General features: G+C 66.7%; 17 protein-coding genes. 8 read left to right on the top strand and 9 right to left on the bottom strand.

The annotated features are described in order from the left end of the window. Positions 1-21: 21 nt before the first annotated feature. The gene (locus ABU113_RS02145; protein ID WP_454557828.1) at positions 22-1,056 is read right to left on the bottom strand and encodes a glutathione S-transferase family protein; all 1,035 of its coding nucleotides are present in this window, start codon (positions 1,054-1,056) and stop codon (positions 22-24) included. Between the two features lie 91 nt (positions 1,057-1,147). Here ABU113_RS02145 and ABU113_RS02140 point away from each other — a divergent pair, with 91 nt between their 5' ends. The 3 genes from ABU113_RS02140 (at position 1,148) to ABU113_RS02130 (ending at position 4,623) form a co-directional block, all read left to right on the top strand. Continuing rightward, positions 1,148-2,020 carry an SDR family oxidoreductase gene (locus tag ABU113_RS02140; protein ID WP_454557827.1) on the top strand — a complete coding sequence of 291 codons (873 nt, stop codon included), beginning with the start codon at positions 1,148-1,150 and terminating at the stop codon, positions 2,018-2,020. Next, entirely contained in the window at positions 2,017-4,287 is a 2,271-nt protein-coding gene (locus tag ABU113_RS02135) for a xanthine dehydrogenase family protein molybdopterin-binding subunit (RefSeq protein WP_454557826.1), read from the top strand. The genes ABU113_RS02140 and ABU113_RS02135 overlap by 4 nt, the downstream gene beginning before the upstream one ends. 123 nt (positions 4,288-4,410) lie before the next feature. Further along, positions 4,411-4,623, top strand: coding sequence for a hypothetical protein (locus ABU113_RS02130; RefSeq protein WP_454557825.1), 213 nt, complete (start codon positions 4,411-4,413; stop codon positions 4,621-4,623). Between the two features lie 142 nt (positions 4,624-4,765). Here ABU113_RS02130 and ABU113_RS02125 read toward each other — a convergent pair whose 3' ends face one another. Both ABU113_RS02125 and ABU113_RS02120 read right to left on the bottom strand, forming a co-directional pair. Further along, on the bottom strand, positions 4,766-5,287 hold the full coding sequence (locus tag ABU113_RS02125) for a hypothetical protein (protein ID WP_454557824.1): 522 nt from the start codon (positions 5,285-5,287) through the stop codon (positions 4,766-4,768). Positions 5,288-5,373: 86 nt separating this feature from the next. Next, positions 5,374-6,084, bottom strand: a complete 711-nt coding sequence (locus ABU113_RS02120) for a TetR/AcrR family transcriptional regulator (protein WP_454557823.1) — start codon at positions 6,082-6,084, stop codon at positions 5,374-5,376. 101 nt (positions 6,085-6,185) lie between these two features. Between ABU113_RS02120 and ABU113_RS02115 the strand changes: the two genes are divergently transcribed. Next, positions 6,186-7,760, top strand: a complete 1,575-nt coding sequence (locus tag ABU113_RS02115; RefSeq protein ID WP_454557822.1) for a fatty acid--CoA ligase — start codon at positions 6,186-6,188, stop codon at positions 7,758-7,760. A 106-nt stretch (positions 7,761-7,866) separates the two neighbouring features. Here ABU113_RS02115 and ABU113_RS02110 read toward each other — a convergent pair whose 3' ends face one another. After that, entirely contained in the window at positions 7,867-8,679 is an 813-nt protein-coding gene (locus ABU113_RS02110; protein WP_454557821.1) for an SDR family NAD(P)-dependent oxidoreductase, read from the bottom strand. Positions 8,680-8,754: 75 nt separating this feature from the next. Next, positions 8,755-10,977 (bottom strand): TonB-dependent receptor, encoded by a 2,223-nt coding sequence (locus ABU113_RS02105; protein WP_454557820.1) that lies wholly within the window; start codon positions 10,975-10,977, stop codon positions 8,755-8,757. Positions 10,978-11,225: 248 nt separating this feature from the next. Here ABU113_RS02105 and ABU113_RS02100 point away from each other — a divergent pair, with 248 nt between their 5' ends. From ABU113_RS02100 to ABU113_RS02085, 4 genes are all read left to right on the top strand, one after another. Then, positions 11,226-12,659, top strand: a complete 1,434-nt coding sequence (locus tag ABU113_RS02100) for an aldehyde dehydrogenase family protein (protein ID WP_454557819.1) — start codon at positions 11,226-11,228, stop codon at positions 12,657-12,659. 268 nt (positions 12,660-12,927) lie between these two features. Next, positions 12,928-14,529, top strand: a complete 1,602-nt coding sequence (locus ABU113_RS02095) for a phosphoenolpyruvate carboxykinase (RefSeq protein WP_454557818.1) — start codon at positions 12,928-12,930, stop codon at positions 14,527-14,529. Positions 14,530-14,627: 98 nt separating this feature from the next. Continuing rightward, the gene (locus tag ABU113_RS02090) at positions 14,628-15,089 is read left to right on the top strand and encodes a hypothetical protein (RefSeq protein ID WP_454557817.1); all 462 of its coding nucleotides are present in this window, start codon (positions 14,628-14,630) and stop codon (positions 15,087-15,089) included. Positions 15,090-15,171: 82 nt separating this feature from the next. After that, entirely contained in the window at positions 15,172-15,684 is a 513-nt protein-coding gene (locus ABU113_RS02085; RefSeq protein WP_454557816.1) for a J domain-containing protein, read from the top strand. Positions 15,685-15,704: 20 nt separating this feature from the next. Here ABU113_RS02085 and rnk read toward each other — a convergent pair whose 3' ends face one another. From rnk to ABU113_RS02065, 4 genes are all read right to left on the bottom strand, one after another. Next, positions 15,705-16,109 carry a nucleoside diphosphate kinase regulator gene (rnk, locus tag ABU113_RS02080; protein ID WP_454558018.1) on the bottom strand — a complete coding sequence of 135 codons (405 nt, stop codon included), beginning with the start codon at positions 16,107-16,109 and terminating at the stop codon, positions 15,705-15,707. A gap of 315 nt (positions 16,110-16,424) precedes the next feature. Beyond that, positions 16,425-16,877 (bottom strand): PaaI family thioesterase, encoded by a 453-nt coding sequence (locus tag ABU113_RS02075; protein WP_454557815.1) that lies wholly within the window; start codon positions 16,875-16,877, stop codon positions 16,425-16,427. A 7-nt stretch (positions 16,878-16,884) separates the two neighbouring features. Next, a complete protein-coding gene (locus ABU113_RS02070) occupies positions 16,885-17,304 on the bottom strand; it encodes a PaaI family thioesterase (RefSeq protein ID WP_454557814.1) in 420 nt (139 codons plus the stop codon). Beyond that, the gene (locus ABU113_RS02065) at positions 17,301-17,723 is read right to left on the bottom strand and encodes a SufE family protein (RefSeq protein ID WP_454557813.1); all 423 of its coding nucleotides are present in this window, start codon (positions 17,721-17,723) and stop codon (positions 17,301-17,303) included. The genes ABU113_RS02070 and ABU113_RS02065 overlap by 4 nt, the downstream gene beginning before the upstream one ends. Positions 17,724-17,742: the final 19 nt, after the last annotated feature.

Here is a 17,742-nt window from a genome sequence, read left to right as displayed (position 1 = left end):
GCCCGCCTGGCCCTGCCGACCTCAGCCTTGATACACCGCCAGCACGCCGGTGCCACCCACCAGCGCCTCCAGGCGGGCCCGGTCAGGCCCGGCCAGAGCGGCGATCCGCGCCGCCATCTCCTGGCGCAACCGTTCGGTGTAGCGGCGCGCCGGCATGGTCATGCCGTCCCAGCTGGCCTCGTTGGCGCCAGCCGCCACCGCCTCGGCGTTGGCGGCGAGAAAGCCATGAAAATCCTCGGCGATATAACGCAGTAGCCCCAGCAGGCTGCGCGGCAGCGACTCGCCGGCCGGCCAGGCGCCCACGCCGGCCCGCACCGTGCGCAGCCGCTCGACATAGGCAACAATCGCCGGCCAGCGCTCGGTGATCAGCGAACGCGGCGCGGAATCGAACAGCAGCTGCCCTTCCAGCATGCCGTAGAGGGCGAAATCCGCCAGACTCACCCGCTCGCCCAGCAGACAGGGCTGGCGGGCCAGATGCATGGCCAGCAGGTCGAAGGCGCGCGACAGCAGATCGACGATCTCGTCCTCATGCTCGGGGCCGGCGCGGTTGACGCGGCCGATGCCGGCGAAGAACGGCTCCAGCTTCTCGGCGATGCGCGGCAGCTTGTCGGCGACCTCGGCCGGCAGCGCGCTGGCCTGGGTGAAGCCCATCAGGTTGCGGGCGATGGCCTGGCACAGCTCGGCCCGGGGTTTGGCGTGGCTGGCCCGCCAATGCACCGCCGGGCGGATCAGCCATTCGTCGGCCCAGTCATCAAGAAGGCGCACGACGACGGCCAGCGCCGGGTCGTCCGGCAACAGGGCGGTGTCGGGAAACGCCTCATCCAGCCTCAAGGCGATGTCGGTGGAGTCCATCAGCCAGGAGCCGTCGGGCGCCCGCACCACCGGCATCAGCGCGTAACCGTCGCAGGCGGCCTCGACCTCGGCCTTGACCGCCAGCGATTTCAGCTTGAACTCATGCGGCACGCCCTTGGCGGCACACAGGCCGAGCACCTTGCGGGTATAGGAGGATGGCTCGACGCCATAGACCTGATAGGCTTGTTCCGTGCCTGCAACCATCGTCCGCCAATGCCCCCTTTATTCTTCGTCGCCGTTCGGCCTAGCATGGGGCGGCACACTGCGCCAACTTGGTTAACACAATAGTCCACGGATGCCCGACACCGCACTGATCTTCGGCCTCGGCTACACCGCACGTCGCTTCGCCCGCGCCCTGCTGACACGCGGCTGGCGGGTGGTCGCCACCCGGCGCACGGTCGGACAGGACGACGGCGTCGAGGTCATGACGCTGGATGACCCCCGGCTGGCCGGCATGATTGCCGGGGCGGGCGCCATCCTGTCGTCGGTGCCGCCGGACACCGATGCCGCCCTGCCCGACCCGGTGCTGCGCGCCTGGCACGACGCGCTGGCGGCCAGTCCGGCGCGCTGGATCGGCTATCTGTCGTCGACTGGCGTCTATGGCGATGCCCGGGGCGGCTGGGTGGATGAAACCAGCCCGATCGGCGGCGGCCGTCGCTCGGCACGGGTGGACGCCGATCTTGCCTGGCAGGGGCTGGCGGCAAGTACCCGCGCGCCGGTGCATGTGTTCCGCCTGCCCGGCATTTACGGCCCTGGTCGCTCGGCGCTGGACCGGGTGCGGGAGGGACGCGCACACCGCATCGACCTGCCCGACCATGTGTTCAGCCGCATCCACGTCGACGACATCGTGGCAACACTGCTGGCGTCGCTGGACCGGCCCGGCGCTCCCGGCACCGCGCACCTCTACAACGTGGCCGACGACGAACCGGCCTCGGGCAATGCCGTCACCGAATATGCCTGCGACCTGCTTGGCCTGCCATGGCCGCCGCTACAGGCACTGGACGAGGCCGGCTTGTCGCCGATGGCGCGGGGCTTCTACGCCGAGTGCCGGCGGGTCGCCAACCAGCGGATCAAGCGCGACCTGGGCGTCAGGTTGCTCTACCCTAGTTATCGGGAAGGCCTTGACGCCTGCCTTGGAGCAGCGCGCGACACGGGGGATGCGACATGATGAAGTTCGGCGGCCAGTCGGTCAGGCGGGTGGAGGATGAGCGACTGGTGACCGGCCATGGCCGCTTCACCGATGACATCAGCGTCCCCGGCATGGTGTTTGGCGTCACCGTCCGTTCGCCTTATGGCCATGCCCGCATCGGGGGCATCGACACGACTGGCGCACTGGCGATCCCCGGCGTGCTGGCGGTCTATACCGCCGCCGACATGGCGGGCTACGGCGAGGTGCCGTGCCTGACGGTGATGGACGCCGAGCGCCCGACACCCCGGCCGTTACTGGCGGTGGACACCGTACGTCATGTTGGTGATCCGGTGGCGTTCGTCGTCGCCGACAGCCGCGAGGCCGCCCGCCAGGGCGCGGAGGCGGTCGAGGTCGACTATGACGACCTGCCGGCGGTGGAGTCGATGCCGGCGGCCCTGGCGATCGGCGCGCCTGAGCTGTTCCCGCACATTCCCGGCAATGTCGCCTTCCTGTGGGAGGCCGGCGACGCGGCGGCGACCGATGCCGCCATCGCCGCCGCCCACCACGTCACCCGCCTGCGGGTCGCCCAGCCGCGCGTGGCGCCCACTTCGATGGAAGTGCGTGCTGCCCTGGGCCAGTTCGAGGACGGCCGCTTCACGCTGACCACCGGCACCCAGGGCGTGGTGGGGATGCGCGACCTGATCGCCGGCCGGGTGCTGGGCTTGCCCAGCGAAAGCCTGCGGGTGGTCACCCATGACGTCGGCGGCGGCTTCGGCATGAAGAACTTCTTCTACCCGGAATACGCCCTGGTGCTGCATGCCGCCCGCGCCCTCGGCCGGCCGGTGAAGTGGACCGGCGAGCGGGCCGATGCCTTCCAGAGCGACACCCACGGCCGCGATCTGGTCAGCGATGTCACCCTGGCGCTGGATGCCGACGGGCGCTTCCTGGCGCTGAAGGTGGAGACCGATGTCAACCTCGGCGCCTATCAGTCGCAGTTCGGCCCTTACATCCAGACGCTGGCCGGCGGCCGCATGATCGGCGGCGTCTATGCCATCCCCGCCGCCCACAACCGGGTGCGCGGCGTGCTGACCAACACCACCCCGACCGACGCCTATCGCGGCGCCGGACGCCCCGAGGCCTGCTATATCACCGAACGGGTGGTCGATGCCGCCGCCCACGAGATGGGCATCGCGCCGGATGTGCTGAGGCGGCGCAACCTGCTGCGGCCCGAGCAGCTGCCCCACCGCAACCCGCTTGGCCAGACCTTCGACCTGGGCGACTTCCCGGCCGTGCTCGACAGCGCGCTGGCGCGTGCCGACTGGCAGGGTTTCGCCGCGCGCAAGGCCGACGCCAGCCGCCGCGGCCGCCGGGCCGGGCGCGGCCTGTGCTACTACGTCGAAATCGCCGGCGGCGGTGGCACCGACGAATATGCCGATGCCCGCCTGCTCGCCGACGGCACCATCGAGGTCGCCATCGGCACCCAGTCCAACGGACAGGGACACGAGACCGCCTATGCCCAGGTGGTCGCCGACCGGCTGGGGGTGGCGATGGACCGGGTACGCATTGTCCAGGGCGACACCGACCGGCTGGAGCGCGGCCACGGCACCGGCGGCTCGCGCTCGCTGCAATTCGGTGGCGCCGCCGGCATCGAGGCAGCCGACGCACTGGTGGCGGCGGCGCGCCCGCTGGCCGAGGCGGCGCTGGAGGCGGACGCCGTGGATTATGCCGATGGCGTGTTCATCGCCCGCGCCACCAACCGCACACTGGACTGGCAGGAGCTGGCGCAGCGGACGCCAGACCCGCTGAGCGCGCGCGGACACTACAAGGTGCCCCGCCCGACCCCGACCTTCCCCAACGGTTGCCATGTGGCGGAAGTCGAGATCGATCCCGAAACCGGCGTGGTGGCGATCAGCCGCTACACCGTGGTCGACGACTTCGGCACCATCATCAATCCGATGCTGGTGGAAGGTCAGGTCCATGGCGGCATTGCCCAGGGGCTGGGCCAGGTGCTGCTGGAACTGGTGGTCTATGGCGAGGGTGCCCAGCTGATTACCGGCAGCCTGACCGACTACGGCATCCCGCGCGCCGACATGATGCCCGCCATCGACTTCTCGACCCACCCGGTGCCCAACCCCAACAACCCGCTGGGGGTGAAGGGCTGCGGCGAGGCCGGCACCATCGGCGTGCTGGCGGCGGTGATGAACGCCATCATCGACGCGCTCGACGGCCAGCCGATCGACATGCCAGCGACGCCGGAGGTGGTCTGGCGCGCATTGCGGAGCCTCGCCCCCGCCAGCGCCGCCTGAACCCACCCCGCCACCCGCCAGGCGACGCCCTGTCGCGCGACATCTTGCCTCATGGTCAGAATGTGTTAACCTCGCGGGCAACGGGGCGGACATGACCCCGCACAAGATGTGGGGAGTATCGCAATGGCTGAAGCCGCCTTTCTTCTGGCTCTTGGTGCCGGCCTCCTGCTGGTGGTGGCATTTCTGACGCATGTCACCCGCATGGCGATGGCCAACCGGGTGTTCCTGCCGCAGGATCTGGACCGTCGTGGCAGGGTGCTGAGCTATCTGCTCTATGGCACCATGTCGGCCGGCGTCGGCTCGCTGATGATCCTGACGCTCGCCGGCGTCATCTGACCCCCCCCCGCGGCCCGCAGGCCGCCCCCCCGCCGGGGCGGTGTCCCGCCGCCGGACAGCCGCCTAGAACGAGACCGGCGCCGGAATCCCTGGATTCCGGCGCCGGTTGTTTGCCCGCAACGTGCAGGTCCGAACGATAATGTCAGCCCTTGTTCTGGCCGTAGGTGATCTGCACCTGCGTCGTGCCGCCATCGCCTGGCGTGATCACGACCGCCGCACCACCCTTACCGCCCGGCTCACCAATCGACAGCATCCGGGTACCGTTCATGTTGGCGTCCATCGTTTCCTTAAGACCCGACGCGGCGAACTTCTCCTTGTAGAAGGCCGCGACCTTGTCGGCGGAGTCGCCGGTTTCCAGGCCAACCATGCCTCCCGTGCCGTCAGCGCTCATGCCGGCCATGGTGTGCGTGATCTTGGCGCCCGGATAAAGCGGCGCATAGGGCGGCAGATCCTTGGGCGCCTCGCCACCCCCGCCGGTGATGACGGTAGCGGTCTTGCCGTCCTCGCCCTGGACGACAATACGCGACTGGTCGCCATCCTCGCTGACCGTGGCCGTGGTGGTCTCGCCGGTGTCCGCATCCTTGACCGTATAGGTCTTCTCGTCGCTGCCGCAGGCGGCGAGCAACAGGACGGCCGTGGTCAGGCCAATGGTTCGCAGTGCCATGAATATCCCCTCAAGAAATCCAGATTTGGTGAGGAGGATCATAGCGATACCCGATGACAACCGGAAGCTACGAAACGCTGGCGGAATCAGCCTGCCAGCTCGACCCTGGCGAGCATCGGAGAGGCGGCCGACAGACCGAGCATCTCCTTCAAGCGCGCCTTGAGGTAATCGCGGGTACGCCGGTAGCGCGGGTGATCCCCGCCCAACCAGATATGGATCGCCATGCCTTCCATCAGGAACTGGGTAAGGTCCATGGCGATATCGAAGTCGACACCTGCCTTGTTCCATTCCGGAAACACGGATCGGGCGACATCGTACCACTCGCGTTCCATGGCAGTGACCGCCGGCCGCAGCATCTCCTCCAGCTCAGGGTCCGTGCGCGCCGCCCCCAGCAATTCCCGAAAGGCGACGAAATCCGGGCTGATCAGGTGCTGCCAGTAGGCTTCGATGCCCGCCTCGGTATGGTTGACATCAGTAGGGATCGACGAGATGCGCCGGCGGAAATCCTCCAGCCGCTTGGTGTTGAGATGCTCGATGGCTGCCTTCACCAGTTCGCGCTTGCTCTGGAAATGGTGGACCATGGCGCCGCGCGACAGGCCGGCGACGCGAGCGATCTCGCTGGTGGTGGTGCGCGCGTAGCCCAGACGAATGAAGCACTCGATCGCCGCATCGAGAATGTCGATACGGGCGATCTCGCTCTTCCTGGCCTGCCAGCCCCCGCTGCCATCGTGCCCGCTCTTGAGACGGGCCAGGCGACGGCGGCGTTTTTCCTGAGTCACTTCGTTCAAACCGTCCATGACGCGCTCGTTACCGTGCACAAACCCACACTGTCGATAGTCGACTTATGGCGCGCAAGCGCAAACTATCATTTTCATATGGAAATCCAGGGAGACCATGCATGACCGCAGCAGCGGTAACCACGATTGACGAAATGCTGACCCACGCCCAACCGCTGCACGCGACCCGCACCGCCCTGGTGTTCGGCGACCGGCGCACCAGCTACGCCGACCTCGACCGACTGGCCTCGCAAGTGGCCTCGGGCTACGCCGCGCTGGGCCTGAAGCCGGGTGACCGGGTCGGCTATCTGGGCACCAACACCGATTTCTACTTCGAGATGCTGTTCGGTGCCGCACGCGGTGGCCAGGTAATCGTCGGCGTCAACTGGCGGCTCGCCCCGCCGGAGATCGAGTATGTCCTTAACGATGCCGGCATCCGCCTGCTGGTGGCCGACCGCGACTTCCTGCCGGTGCTCGACGAGCTACGGGCGCGCTGCCCCTCTCTCGGCACCGTGCTGATCGCCGATGCCGCCGCCGGCGAGTCCGGCGGTTACACCCACTGGCGCGACAGCCACGCCGACACGCGGGTGGCCGGCGTCGCCCGCCCTGAAGATGTGCTGGTGCAGATGTACACCTCCGGCACCACCGGCTTTCCCAAGGGCGCGCTGCTCACCCATGCCAGCATCCTGGCCTGCATCACCAAGGGGCCGCTGACCGGCGAGGACTGGGGCCGCTGGGATCCCGAGGACGTGTCGCTGGTGGCGATGCCGCTGTTCCACGTCGGCGGCACCTGCTGGGGCCTGCAGGCGCTGACCTCGGGCGCCTCGGCGGTCATCCTGCCCCGCCCCGATGTCGAGCCGATCATCGCCGCCATCCAGGCGCACAAGATCACCAAGATGTTCATCGTGCCGGCGGTGCTGCTGGCCATTCTCAACCATCCGCTGGCCGACAAGGCGGATTTCTCGTCGATGCGCGAGATCATCTATGGCGCCTCACCGATCCCGCTCGATGTGCTGAAACGGGCACTGAAAGTGATCGGCTGCGCCTTCGTGCAGAATTACGGCATGACGGAAAGCAGCGGCACCGTGGTCTATCTGCCACCCGAGGATCATCACCCCGATGGCCATCCGCGCATGGCCTCGTGCGGCAAGGCGCTGCCCGGCGTGGCGCTGGCGATCGTCGACACCCAGGGTCGCCATCTGCCCACCGGCGAGGTCGGCGAGATCATCCTGCGCTCCGACACCATGATGGCCGGATACTGGAACAAGCCGGAGGAAACCGCCAAGGCGCTGCGCGACGGCTGGTATTATTCCGGCGACGCCGGCTACATGGACGCCGACGGCTATCTCTACATCCATGACCGGGTGAAGGACATGATCGTCTCCGGCGGCGAAAACATCTACCCGGCGGAAGTGGAAGGCGCGTTGCATGGCCACCCGGACGTGCGCGACGTCGCGGTGATCGGTGTGCCGGACGATCGCTGGGGCGAGGCGGTGAAGGCGATCGTCGTGCGCCGCGCGGGCGCCGACCTTGACGAAAGCACGCTCATCCAGTTCGCCCGCACCCGCATTGCCGGCTACAAGGTGCCCAAGTCGGTGGATTTCGTGGCGGAACTGCCGCGCAATCCCTCCGGCAAGATCCTGAAGAAGGACTTGCGCGAACCCTACTGGCAGGGCCGCGCCCGCCGGGTCAACTGACCGGCAACCATCATCCGCCGGGTCAACTGACCCGCACAGCCAAACGGCGGGCGAGGCTTGTCGCCCTGCCCGCCGTTCATGCCCTGCGCTTTTCTTGAAAGCCGCGTCACATGGCGGTGGTGCCGCCGTCGATCACCAGTTCACTGCCGGTCATGAAGCTGGCGTCGGCGCTGGCAAGGAAGGCGACACCGGCGGCGATTTCCGCTGGCAGGCCGAGCCGGCCGATGGCGGTCTGCGCTTCCAGAATGGCGACGAAATCGTCGGCCTTGGCCACCCGCCCCTCGGCGGCGAAATTGTCGGCGCCCGTCTCCAGCATCGGCGTGCGGATAAAGCCCGGATGCACCGAGTTCACCCGTACCGGCCGGCGCGTCTGGCCGAATTCGATGGCGGCACTCTTGGTGAACAGCCGCACGGCGCCCTTGCTGGCGTTGTAGGCGCCGCTCTCCATGGCGCCGACAATACCGTAGATCGACGAGATATTGACGATGGACGCCCCGCCCGCCACGTCGGCGCCCGAGCGCGTCATCAACTCGGTGAAGGTGCGGGTGCCCAGAAACACGCCGGTGGTGTTGACCGCCATCACCATGTTCCAGTCCGCCAGCGAAAAGGTCGCCAGCGGCCCGGTGGTGCCGACGCCGGCGTTGTTGACCAGGATGTGCAGCGCGCCCCAGTTGGCTTCCACCCAGCCCAGTGCCGACGCCCATGCCTCCTCGCTGGTGACGTCCAGCGGCAGGTAGGCGACCATGTTGCCCAACCGGGCGGTGAGATCGACGACCGCCGGATGATCGGCCGCATGGCGGTCGGTGGCCAGCACCACGGCACCCTCGGCGATCAGCCGCTCCACGGTTGCCCGGCCGATGCCGCTGACGCCGCCGGTCACCAGCGCCCGCCGTCCGGCGAGCCGTCCTTCGCATGTCATCACGCATTCTCCCTGGCATGAAAAAGGGGCCGCGACCAACATGGTCACGGCCCCGCGATGGATGGTCAAGCCGGCTTAGAACTCATAGCCGAGCTGGACACCGAAGGTGCGCGGCTCGCGTGCCGAGGCGAACGACCACAGGCCGGCGACGGTGAACGCCGCGTTGGGGCCGCGATCGTCGGCGAGGTTGCGCCCGTATACGGTGACGCGCGCCCGGTTTTTGCCGACATCGAACAGCAGCGTGGTGCTGGCATCGATCAGGCCCTGGCGGTCCGAGCGTACGCGCGGATCGTTGCTCAGCACATGGACGACGCCGTCGATCACCTGAACCGGACCGATCGAGATCTGCTGGTCATAGCGCGAGATATAGCGGTAACCGACGGAGGTGTTCCACTCGCCGAAGCTGGTCGGGTAGCTGTATTCCGCGTTCAGCGACGCCGTGACCTTCGGCGAATAGATCATGTCCACCGCCGAATAATTATAGTCGATCAGATTATCCTCGGAATCCGGCGCCTGGGTGAGAAAGTCCTTGAACTTCGACTTCATCAGGCCGAGCGCGCCGGAGATGGTGAGGCCGCGCGCCGGGCGGGCGGTGAAATCGACCTCGATGCCCTTCACCGTCGCCGAGCCGACATTGGTCACCACCGTCTCGTTGTTGACGGCACCATCGACCGGAATGGTCGTGTTCTGCTGGAGATCCTTGTAGTCGGAATAGAAGGCCGCCACGTTGAACAGCAGCTTGCGATCGAAGAACGAGGTCTTGAAGCCGGCTTCGTAGGAGTCGACGGTTTCCGGTCCGAACGGCGTCGTCGAGGAGATCAGCGTCTGGCCGCGGCCGGAGAAGCCGCCCGAGCGATAGCCGCGCGACCACGAGGCGTAGAGCATCACGTCGTCGTTGGGGCGGTAGTCGACGCCGACTTTCGGCGTGAACTTGTTGCCGGTGTACTTGACGTTGGGGAACTCGTCCGGGCCGACACGGTTGTAGTTCTGCTTCTCGTCGTGGGTCCAGCGACCGCCGAACGACAGGCGCCACTGGTCGGTGATGACCCAGTTGAAGTCGCCGAAGAAGGCCAGCGACTGCGACTTGCCGGTCGTGGTCTGGTCAGCGTCTGGATTCTCCGCGCCGAACAGGCGGGTCTGCTGGAAGAAGTCGTATTTGTGGTCGTAGAAATAGCCGCCGACCACATAATCGAAGGAGTCGGTCAGCTTGCCGGCCGCCCGCAGTTCCTGGCTGAACTGGCGGAAGTCCTGGACGCGGCTGGTGTAGTAGAGGTCCGCTGTCGAGGCGTCGAAGTCCTGGGTCTGGGATTCATCGGACTCGCGATAACCGGTGACCGAGGTCAGCTGCACCGCACCCAGATCGTAGTTCATTTCCAGCGTCACCGCCGGCGATTCATAGTTCGAATGCGCCGGATCGTTGAACACGGTGTAGAGGTCGGACGTGGTGTTGCGGTTGCACTGCTCTTCCGGCTCGAACAGGCAGAACAATTCGCCGGTCTTGGCGATGTTCGAGTTGACCGGATCAAAGTCCTGCACCTGCTTCTCCAGCGTCAGCAGCGCATCGAAGTTGTCGCTGGGCTGAAACAGGAAGGAGATGCCGAAGTTTTCGTTGTTGCTGGCGCCAACCCGCTTCCCGGTGACGCCGTGACGATAATAGCCGTCCGATTCATTGTGGAAATAGAAGGCCTTGGCCGACAGCGTCTCGGTCAGCGGCGCGTTCAGCACCACACGACTGGTAAGCGTGTTGAACTTGCCGTAGCCCACTTCCAGCTTGCCGCCGAGCTCGCCGGTCGGACGGGTGCGCTTGATGCTGATCACGCCGCCGATGGTGTTGCGGCCAAACAGCGTACCCTGCGGACCGCGCATGACTTCCAGCTGCTCGACGTCGAAGAAGTCGAAGAACTGGCCAGTGCTGGTGCCGATGAACACGCCATCGACCACCACGGCGACGGTGGGATCGAAAGACTTTTCCACGTCGGCGAAGGTGAGGCCACGGATCGAGATGTTGGCGGCCGCCGCACCCGAATTCTGGTTGGTGATCAGCACGTTGGGCGCCGCGCCCTGGAGGTCGCCGAGGTTCAGCGTCCCCTTGGCTTCGAGCTGGCCGGTGGACAGCGCGGTAATGGCGACCGGCGTCTGCTGGATCGATTCATCGCGCCGGCGGGCGGAGACGATGATCTCCTCCAGCGCCTGAATGCTGGTGGACTCCACCTCCTGCCCCAGAGCCGGCATGGCGAAGGCAGAAAGCGCGGTGGAACCCAGCGCGAGCATGAGGGCATGGCAACGTACAGATGTCATCGATATTTCCTCCCAAGGTCCGTAGGGGACGTTACTTGCATCGCCGGCTTCGTTGCGGCCGGTGTTGTTGATTACTTTTTAGCAACTGCGCGGATCATCCAGACCTGCGCTTTATGTGAGGCCCATTTCATGCCTCGGCCGCATCGGGGGGTGAGCAGCCCCCCTCCACGAATGGGGCTCGGCATCGAGCCCTGCTTCTCTCTATAGTGAGGCATCATACCACCACGGTTGGGGAAGGATGTTCCGTTATGCAGCAGGCCACCAAGTTCTACATCAATGGCGAATGGGTCGATCCGGTCGAACCTCGGACAATGGAGGTCATCAACCCGGCGACCGAACAGGCGATCGGGATCATTTCACTGGGCTCGGCTGCCGATGTCGACCGCGCCGTCGCCGCCGCCCGCGCCGCCTTCCCGGCCTGGAGCGCCACCAGCCGCGAGGAGCGCCTGGCCGTGCTCGGCCGTATCATCGAGGCCTACAAGGCCCGCTATGAGGATATCGCCACCACCATCAGCCAGGAGATGGGCGCGCCGATAACACTCGCCCGCAAGGCGCAGGCCGCCATGGGCCTGGCCCACCTGGCCACCACCATGGAAGTGCTGAAGAACTTTGCCTTCGACGAGGATCACGGCACCACCGTCATCACCCGTGAGCCCATTGGCGTCGTGGGCATGATCACGCCGTGGAACTGGCCGATCAACCAGATCGTCGCCAAGGTGGCGCCGGCACTGGCCGCCGGCTGCACCATGGTGCTGAAGCCCACCGAGATCGCGCCGCTCAACGCCATGCTGTTCGCCGAAGTCATGCACGCCGCCGGCGTGCCCAAGGGCGTGTTCAACCTGGTCAACGGCGACGGCCCGTCGGTCGGCACTGCCATGTCGAGCCACCCGGACATCGACATGATGTCGTTCACAGGCTCGACCCGCGCCGGCATCCAGGTCGCCAAGAACGGCGCCGACACGGTCAAACGGGTGGCGCTGGAGCTGGGCGGCAAGTCGCCCAACATCATCCTTGACGATGCCGACTTCCCGTCGGCCATCGCCGGCGGCGTGCTGGCCTGCTTCATCAACACCGGCCAGACCTGTACCGCCGCCACCCGGATGCTGGTGCCGCGCGGCCGGCAGGAGGAGGCGGTGGCCATCGCCAAGGCGACGGCCGAAGCCCAGAAGTTCGGTGACCCGACCGACCCCGCCACCACCCACGGTCCGCTGGTCAGCCTCGCCCAGTGGGAGAAAGTGCAGCGCCTGATCCAGGTCGGCATCGACGAGGGCGCCCGACTGGTAACCGGCGGCATCGGCAAGCCGGAGGGCATCAACGCCGGCTACTTCGCCCGGCCGACCGTTTTCGCCGACGTCACCAACAGCATGACCATCGCACGCGAGGAGATCTTCGGTCCGGTGCTCTCCATCCTGCCCTACGACAGCGAGGAGGAAGCCATCGCGGTTGCCAACGATACCCCCTATGGCCTCGCCGGCTATGTATCGTCCGGCAATGTCGAGCGTGCCCGCAAGGTCGCCCGCCAGATCCGCGCCGGCAACGTCCACATCAACGGAGCGCCAATGGACGTCACCGCGCCGTTCGGCGGCTACAAGCAATCGGGTATCGGCCGCGAGTTCGGCGAGCACGGCCTGGTGGAGTTCCTTGAGGTCAAGGCCATGCTGGGCTACAACAGCCGCAAGTAAACCATAATCGCTGGCCGCCGGTGTCCGACTGGCGGCCACACCTTTTTCGCAAGTGCAGCGAATCGGATGCAGTCGCGACCAACGTCGTATAGCCATCGTCAACCATGGTTGTTTACGGCATCCTGTACCAAATCGGACAATGACAGTGTCGCCTACGGTGGTTTTGCCCGGATTCTCGGGCCGCCTACTGTTGGTTCTTGATTTGCTGTTCGCCGGTCGTCAGAAGGGCTGCGATTTCGGCACTACGCACTTGAACACGGAGGATGCGGTGAGCGTCAGCGGGAAACCCTCGACTTTTGGTCTCGACAAACTTGGCGTTTCGGGACACGCCGCCGAATACTGGAACCTGGGCACCGCGCCGCTGGTCGAGGAGGCGGTCCGTCGTGGCGAGGGCCTGCTGGCCAAGGACGGCCCGCTGGTGGTCGAGACCGGCAAGCACACCGGCCGTTCCGCCAACGACAAGTTCACGGTGAAGGACGCCGTCACCCAGGACGTGATCTGGTGGGGCAAGACCAATCAGGCCATGGACCCGGCCCACTTCGAGGCGCTGGAGGCCGATTTCCGTGCCGCGCTGAAGGGCAAGGAACTGTTCGTCCAGGATCTTTACGGCGGCTCGCAGCCGGAATACCGGGTCAACGTCCGCGTCATCAACGAATATGCCTGGCACTCGCTGTTCATCCGCACCCTGCTGGTCCGCCCGGCGGCGGACGAGCTGGCCGGTTTCGTGCCGGAATTCACCATCATCGACCTGCCGAGCTTCAAGGCCGACCCCGCCCGTCACGGCTGCCGCTCGGAAACAGTCATCGCGGTCAACTTCACCAAGAAACTGATCCTCATCGGCGGCACCGCCTATGCCGGCGAAATGAAGAAGTCGGTGTTCTCGATCCTCAACTTCCGCCTGCCGGAACAGGGCGTGATGCCGATGCACTGCTCGGCCAACATCGGCCCCAACGGTGACACCGCCGTGTTCTTCGGCCTGTCCGGCACCGGCAAGACGACGCTGTCGGCCGACGCCTCGCGCACGCTGATCGGTGACGACGAGCATGGCTGGTCCGACACCGCGGTGTTCAACTTCGAGGGTGGCTGCTACGCCAAGATGATCCGCCTGTCGCCGACCGCCGAGCCGGAGATTTTCGCCACCACCAAGCGTTTCGGCACGGTGCTGGAGAATGTGGTCATCGACCGCCAGACCCGCGAGATCGACCTCGACGACGCCACGCTGGCCGAGAACAGCCGCGGCTCCTACCCGATCGACTTCATCCCGAACGCGTCGAAGGACAACCTCGGCCCGGTGCCGAAGAACATCATCATGCTGACGGCCGACGCCTATGGCGTGCTGCCGCCGATCGCCCGGCTGACCCCGGAGCAGGCGATGTACCACTTCCTGTCGGGCTACACCGCCCGCGTCGCCGGCACCGAGATCGGCGTCAAGGAACCGCAGGCCACCTTCTCGACCTGCTTCGGCGCGCCGTTCATGCCGCGTCATCCCAGCGTCTACGGCAACCTGCTGAAGGAGCGCATCTACGCCGGTGGCGTGAAGTGCTGGCTGGTCAACACCGGCTGGACCGGCGGCGGCTACGGCGTCGGCCACCGCATGCCGATCGCCGCCACCCGCGCCCTGCTCAACGCGGCGCTGGATGGTTCGCTCAACACCGCCACCTTCCGCGTTGACCCGAACTTCGGCTTCGAAGTGCCGGCCGCCTGCCCCGGCGTCGATCCGCACATCCTCAACCCGCGCGACACCTGGGACAGCAAGGAGGCCTACGACGCCACCGCCCAGAAGCTGGTGAAGCAATTCATCGAGAACTTCGCCCAGTTCGAGGACCATGTCGACGAGGGCGTCCGGAACGCCGCGCCCAAGGCCGCGTAACGCGCCAGCAGGCGATGAGACCAGGCGGGCCGGAGGCAACTCCGGCCCGCCTTATTTTTGCGCGCGATCCCCCGCCACACGAGAAAAGCGAGACCGCCATGCCCGCTGAAAGCCCCGCCTTCCCGCCCCGCTGCTTTGCCAGCGAGGCCGATATCGCCCGCCTGGCCACCGGCCTGCTCGACCACGGCCTGACCCGCGAGGACTGGACCCATGAGGCGCATTTCGCCGCCACCGCCTGGCTGCTGCGCCACCGGCCGGACATCGACCTGACCCGCGAACTGCCCGGCATCATCGCCCGCTTCAACGTCGCCGTGGGCGGCCAGAACACCGACAGCGCCGGCTATCACGAGACGCTGACCCAGTTTTATATCCGCGCCATCCGGGCCTACCTCGCTGGCCGGGCGGCGGACGAGGCGCTGCTGGCCAGCGTCAACGCGCTGGTGGCCGATACGCTGGCCGAGCGGGGCTTTCCGTTGCGCTTCTGGCGCCGGGAGACGCTGTTCTCGGTCGCCGCGCGGCGGGGCTGGGTCGAGCCCGATCTGGCGCCGCTGCCCTGGTAGGGCGTATCGTCGTGCGCTGTCACCCTTGATTCACCCCCGCGTGCCACCCTAGATGAACAATTCCACACGACGGGAGACAGCGGTGGCGCGATTCACGCGCAACATGGACTGGGGTTTTCCCCGCTGGCGCGCCTATGGCCAGGAGCGCCAGGCCGAGCGCGTGCGCCTGTGCGACCATGAAGGCTGCGACAAGCCCGGCGACTGCCCGGCGCCCAAGTCCCCGCATTCCAACGAGAAATGGTGGTTCTGCGCCGACCATGCCGCGCAGTACAACAAGAACTGGAACTATTTCGCCGGCCTGTCCGACGAGGAAGCGCAGGCCCGGGCCCGCGAGGAGGAAACCCGCGCCCGCGGCTACCGCCAGTCGTCCCACTGGGGCTGGTCGGGCGACGACGGCGGCACGGCCGCCGAACGCCAGGCATTCGCCGTGCTGGGGCTGGAGGCAACCGCCACCGCCGCCGAAATCAAGAGCGCCTATCGCAAGCTGGCCAAGACGCACCATCCCGACGCCAACCCGGACGACGCCCAGGCCGCCGAGCGCTTCCACGGCATCCAGAAGGCCTATGACCTGCTGAGCAAGCGGCCGGCAAAGTAACGCCAGGGAACCGGCGCAACTCACCGCGCCGGCTGGCGCACGTGCAGAACCCGCAGCACATGCTCCTGGCCATCGCGGTCCGGCCAGCGGATGCTCTGCCCTTCTCGCAGACCGATCAGGCCAGCACCGACGGGGGTCAGGATGGAGATCCGTCCAGCGGCGATGTCCGCCTCCTGCGGATAGACAAGCTGCACCGCGCGGCGGCTGCCGGAGTTTTCATCGGTGAACTCCACGGTCGACATCATCGTCACCACGTCGGCCGGCATCTCGTCCGCCCGCCGCAACTCGGCGCGATCAATTTCCTCCAGCAGCAGCGCGGCAACCTGGGGCAGCCGCGCCTCCGCGCCGAGCGCGAGGGCCGCCAGCGCGTCGGCTTCGCTGTCGATCATGTAGACAGGGGGGCGTGAAGTGTTGCTGGTCATCATGGTCACAAACTGGTCTCCAGCCCGTCCCGTGGCGGCAAGCGGCGGTCGGAACAGGCAAGCATGGTTCAACGGACAGTAGCGCGCGGCAGCAAGGCCGCGTCATTGAAGTCATGAAATGAGGGCGCCCCGGAACTCCTCAGGGCACACCACGAGGAGACCCGGGGCTAGACGCCCGCGAGGAATTGACCCGCATGGAGGCGGAAGCGACGAAAGGTCAACTCGGATGCCATGGCCACAAGATGGCGATGCGGGGCGCACGAGTCAAATCCCGCGCTGGCGGACAAGGCCAGCCGCCGTTACACCGCCAGACGGGCGTCAGGCGACGTCCACCACGACATTGAGCACGGCGGTGGCGATCGGCCGCTCGCGGTCGCTCTGCCAGGCTTCGGCGCGCACATTGGCGACCCGACGACCCAGCCGCGTCACCTCGGCGGCGGCGAAAATGTCGTGAGGCTTGCCCTCACGCAGGAAATCCACCGTGATGCCGATCGGCTTCGGCAGGCCGGATGGCAGTTCGCCGGCCTGGCTCAGCTTCTGCATCACGCAGAAAAGCCCGGCATACTCCAGCAACCCACCGATGACGCCACCATGCAGGCGGGCGGGAATCGGACTGCCGATCAGTTCGTCACGATAGGGCAGGATCAGCATCAGATCGCCATGGACCACGCGGTAGCGGAAGCCGAACCGCCGGGCGAACGGCGACTGCACCACGTCGCCCTCAGCGAACGGCTGGCTGACGATGTCGGTGATGAGTTGGCGAAGCGGCATGTCGGGCTCAATCTGACATCATGAAAGTGCCGGAAACGTGCGCTACCGGATGCTCGGGGTCGTCATTGTAGGCCATCCCCCGCACGAAGGCGACACGGCGGGTCAGCTTGTAGCACTCGACCCGGGAAATCACGTCCTGCTCGGGCGTTGAGGGTCGCAGATAGTCGAGCCGCAGGTCCAGCGTCGCCATTGGCACCCAGCCGCCGCGCGCGGTCATCACCGCCATGCCGGCGCTGACGTCCATGAGCGTGAAGATGGTGCCGCCGGCCAGTACGCCAGTATCGGAATATCCAACCAGATCAGCGTGATACGGCAACACCAGCGAGGCCCAGCCGTCACCGTGGGCGACATAGCGAATGCCGAGCGCCTGGTTGTAGGGGATGATGTTGACGAGAAACTCGACACTGAGGTCGGCGGGCTTGATCATGCGGTGACCGCCTCCTCGGCCAGCGCCCGGATGCGGGCGACCATCGAGTAGAGGCCGTTGGTGCGGGTGGGCGACAGGTGCCCGGCCAGCCCCAGCGTCTCCAGTTCCTGCCGGGCATTCACCGCGAGGATTTCCGCCGGCGTCCGGTCCTGGACCAGTAGGAACAGCAGCGCCACCAACCCGCGCACGATATGCGCGTCGCTGTCGCCAAGGAAGTGCAGGCGGCCGTCGGCGCGCCGTTCGGCATAGAGCCAGACCTGGCTGGAACAGCCGCGCACCTTGGTGGCAGGCGTCTTCAGCGCGTCCGGCATCGGCTCCAGATGGCGGCCGAGGTCGATCAGCGCGCGGTACTTGTCCTCCCAGTCGTCGAACAGTTCGAAGTCGGCGCGGAGGTCGGCGAAGGTCGGGTGCGCGGTCATGGCCCTTCCTTGGACCATG

The organism is Parapedomonas caeni (assembly GCF_041060555.1).
GTDB lineage: Bacteria > Pseudomonadota > Alphaproteobacteria > Sphingomonadales > Sphingomonadaceae > CAUJIW01.
The sequence above is the reverse complement of the archived record's forward strand: the minus strand, read 5'-3'. Positions and strand labels throughout refer to the sequence as shown.

Coding starts and splice junctions, on each gene's coding strand:
- ABU113_RS02145 (WP_454557828.1), bottom strand. CDS start 1,056: ATGGTTGCAGGCACGGAACAAGCCTATCAGGTCTATGGCGTCGAGCCA.
- ABU113_RS02140 (WP_454557827.1), top strand. CDS start 1,148: ATGCCCGACACCGCACTGATCTTCGGCCTCGGCTACACCGCACGTCGC.
- ABU113_RS02135 (WP_454557826.1), top strand. CDS start 2,017: ATGATGAAGTTCGGCGGCCAGTCGGTCAGGCGGGTGGAGGATGAGCGA.
- ABU113_RS02130 (WP_454557825.1), top strand. CDS start 4,411: ATGGCTGAAGCCGCCTTTCTTCTGGCTCTTGGTGCCGGCCTCCTGCTG.
- ABU113_RS02125 (WP_454557824.1), bottom strand. CDS start 5,287: ATGGCACTGCGAACCATTGGCCTGACCACGGCCGTCCTGTTGCTCGCC.
- ABU113_RS02120 (WP_454557823.1), bottom strand. CDS start 6,084: ATGGACGGTTTGAACGAAGTGACTCAGGAAAAACGCCGCCGTCGCCTG.
- ABU113_RS02115 (WP_454557822.1), top strand. CDS start 6,186: ATGACCGCAGCAGCGGTAACCACGATTGACGAAATGCTGACCCACGCC.
- ABU113_RS02110 (WP_454557821.1), bottom strand. CDS start 8,679: ATGACATGCGAAGGACGGCTCGCCGGACGGCGGGCGCTGGTGACCGGC.
- ABU113_RS02105 (WP_454557820.1), bottom strand. CDS start 10,977: ATGACATCTGTACGTTGCCATGCCCTCATGCTCGCGCTGGGTTCCACC.
- ABU113_RS02100 (WP_454557819.1), top strand. CDS start 11,226: ATGCAGCAGGCCACCAAGTTCTACATCAATGGCGAATGGGTCGATCCG.
- ABU113_RS02090 (WP_454557817.1), top strand. CDS start 14,628: ATGCCCGCTGAAAGCCCCGCCTTCCCGCCCCGCTGCTTTGCCAGCGAG.
- rnk (WP_454558018.1), bottom strand. CDS start 16,109: ATGATGACCAGCAACACTTCACGCCCCCCTGTCTACATGATCGACAGC.
- ABU113_RS02075 (WP_454557815.1), bottom strand. CDS start 16,877: ATGCCGCTTCGCCAACTCATCACCGACATCGTCAGCCAGCCGTTCGCT.
- ABU113_RS02070 (WP_454557814.1), bottom strand. CDS start 17,304: ATGATCAAGCCCGCCGACCTCAGTGTCGAGTTTCTCGTCAACATCATC.
- ABU113_RS02065 (WP_454557813.1), bottom strand. CDS start 17,723: ATGACCGCGCACCCGACCTTCGCCGACCTCCGCGCCGACTTCGAACTG.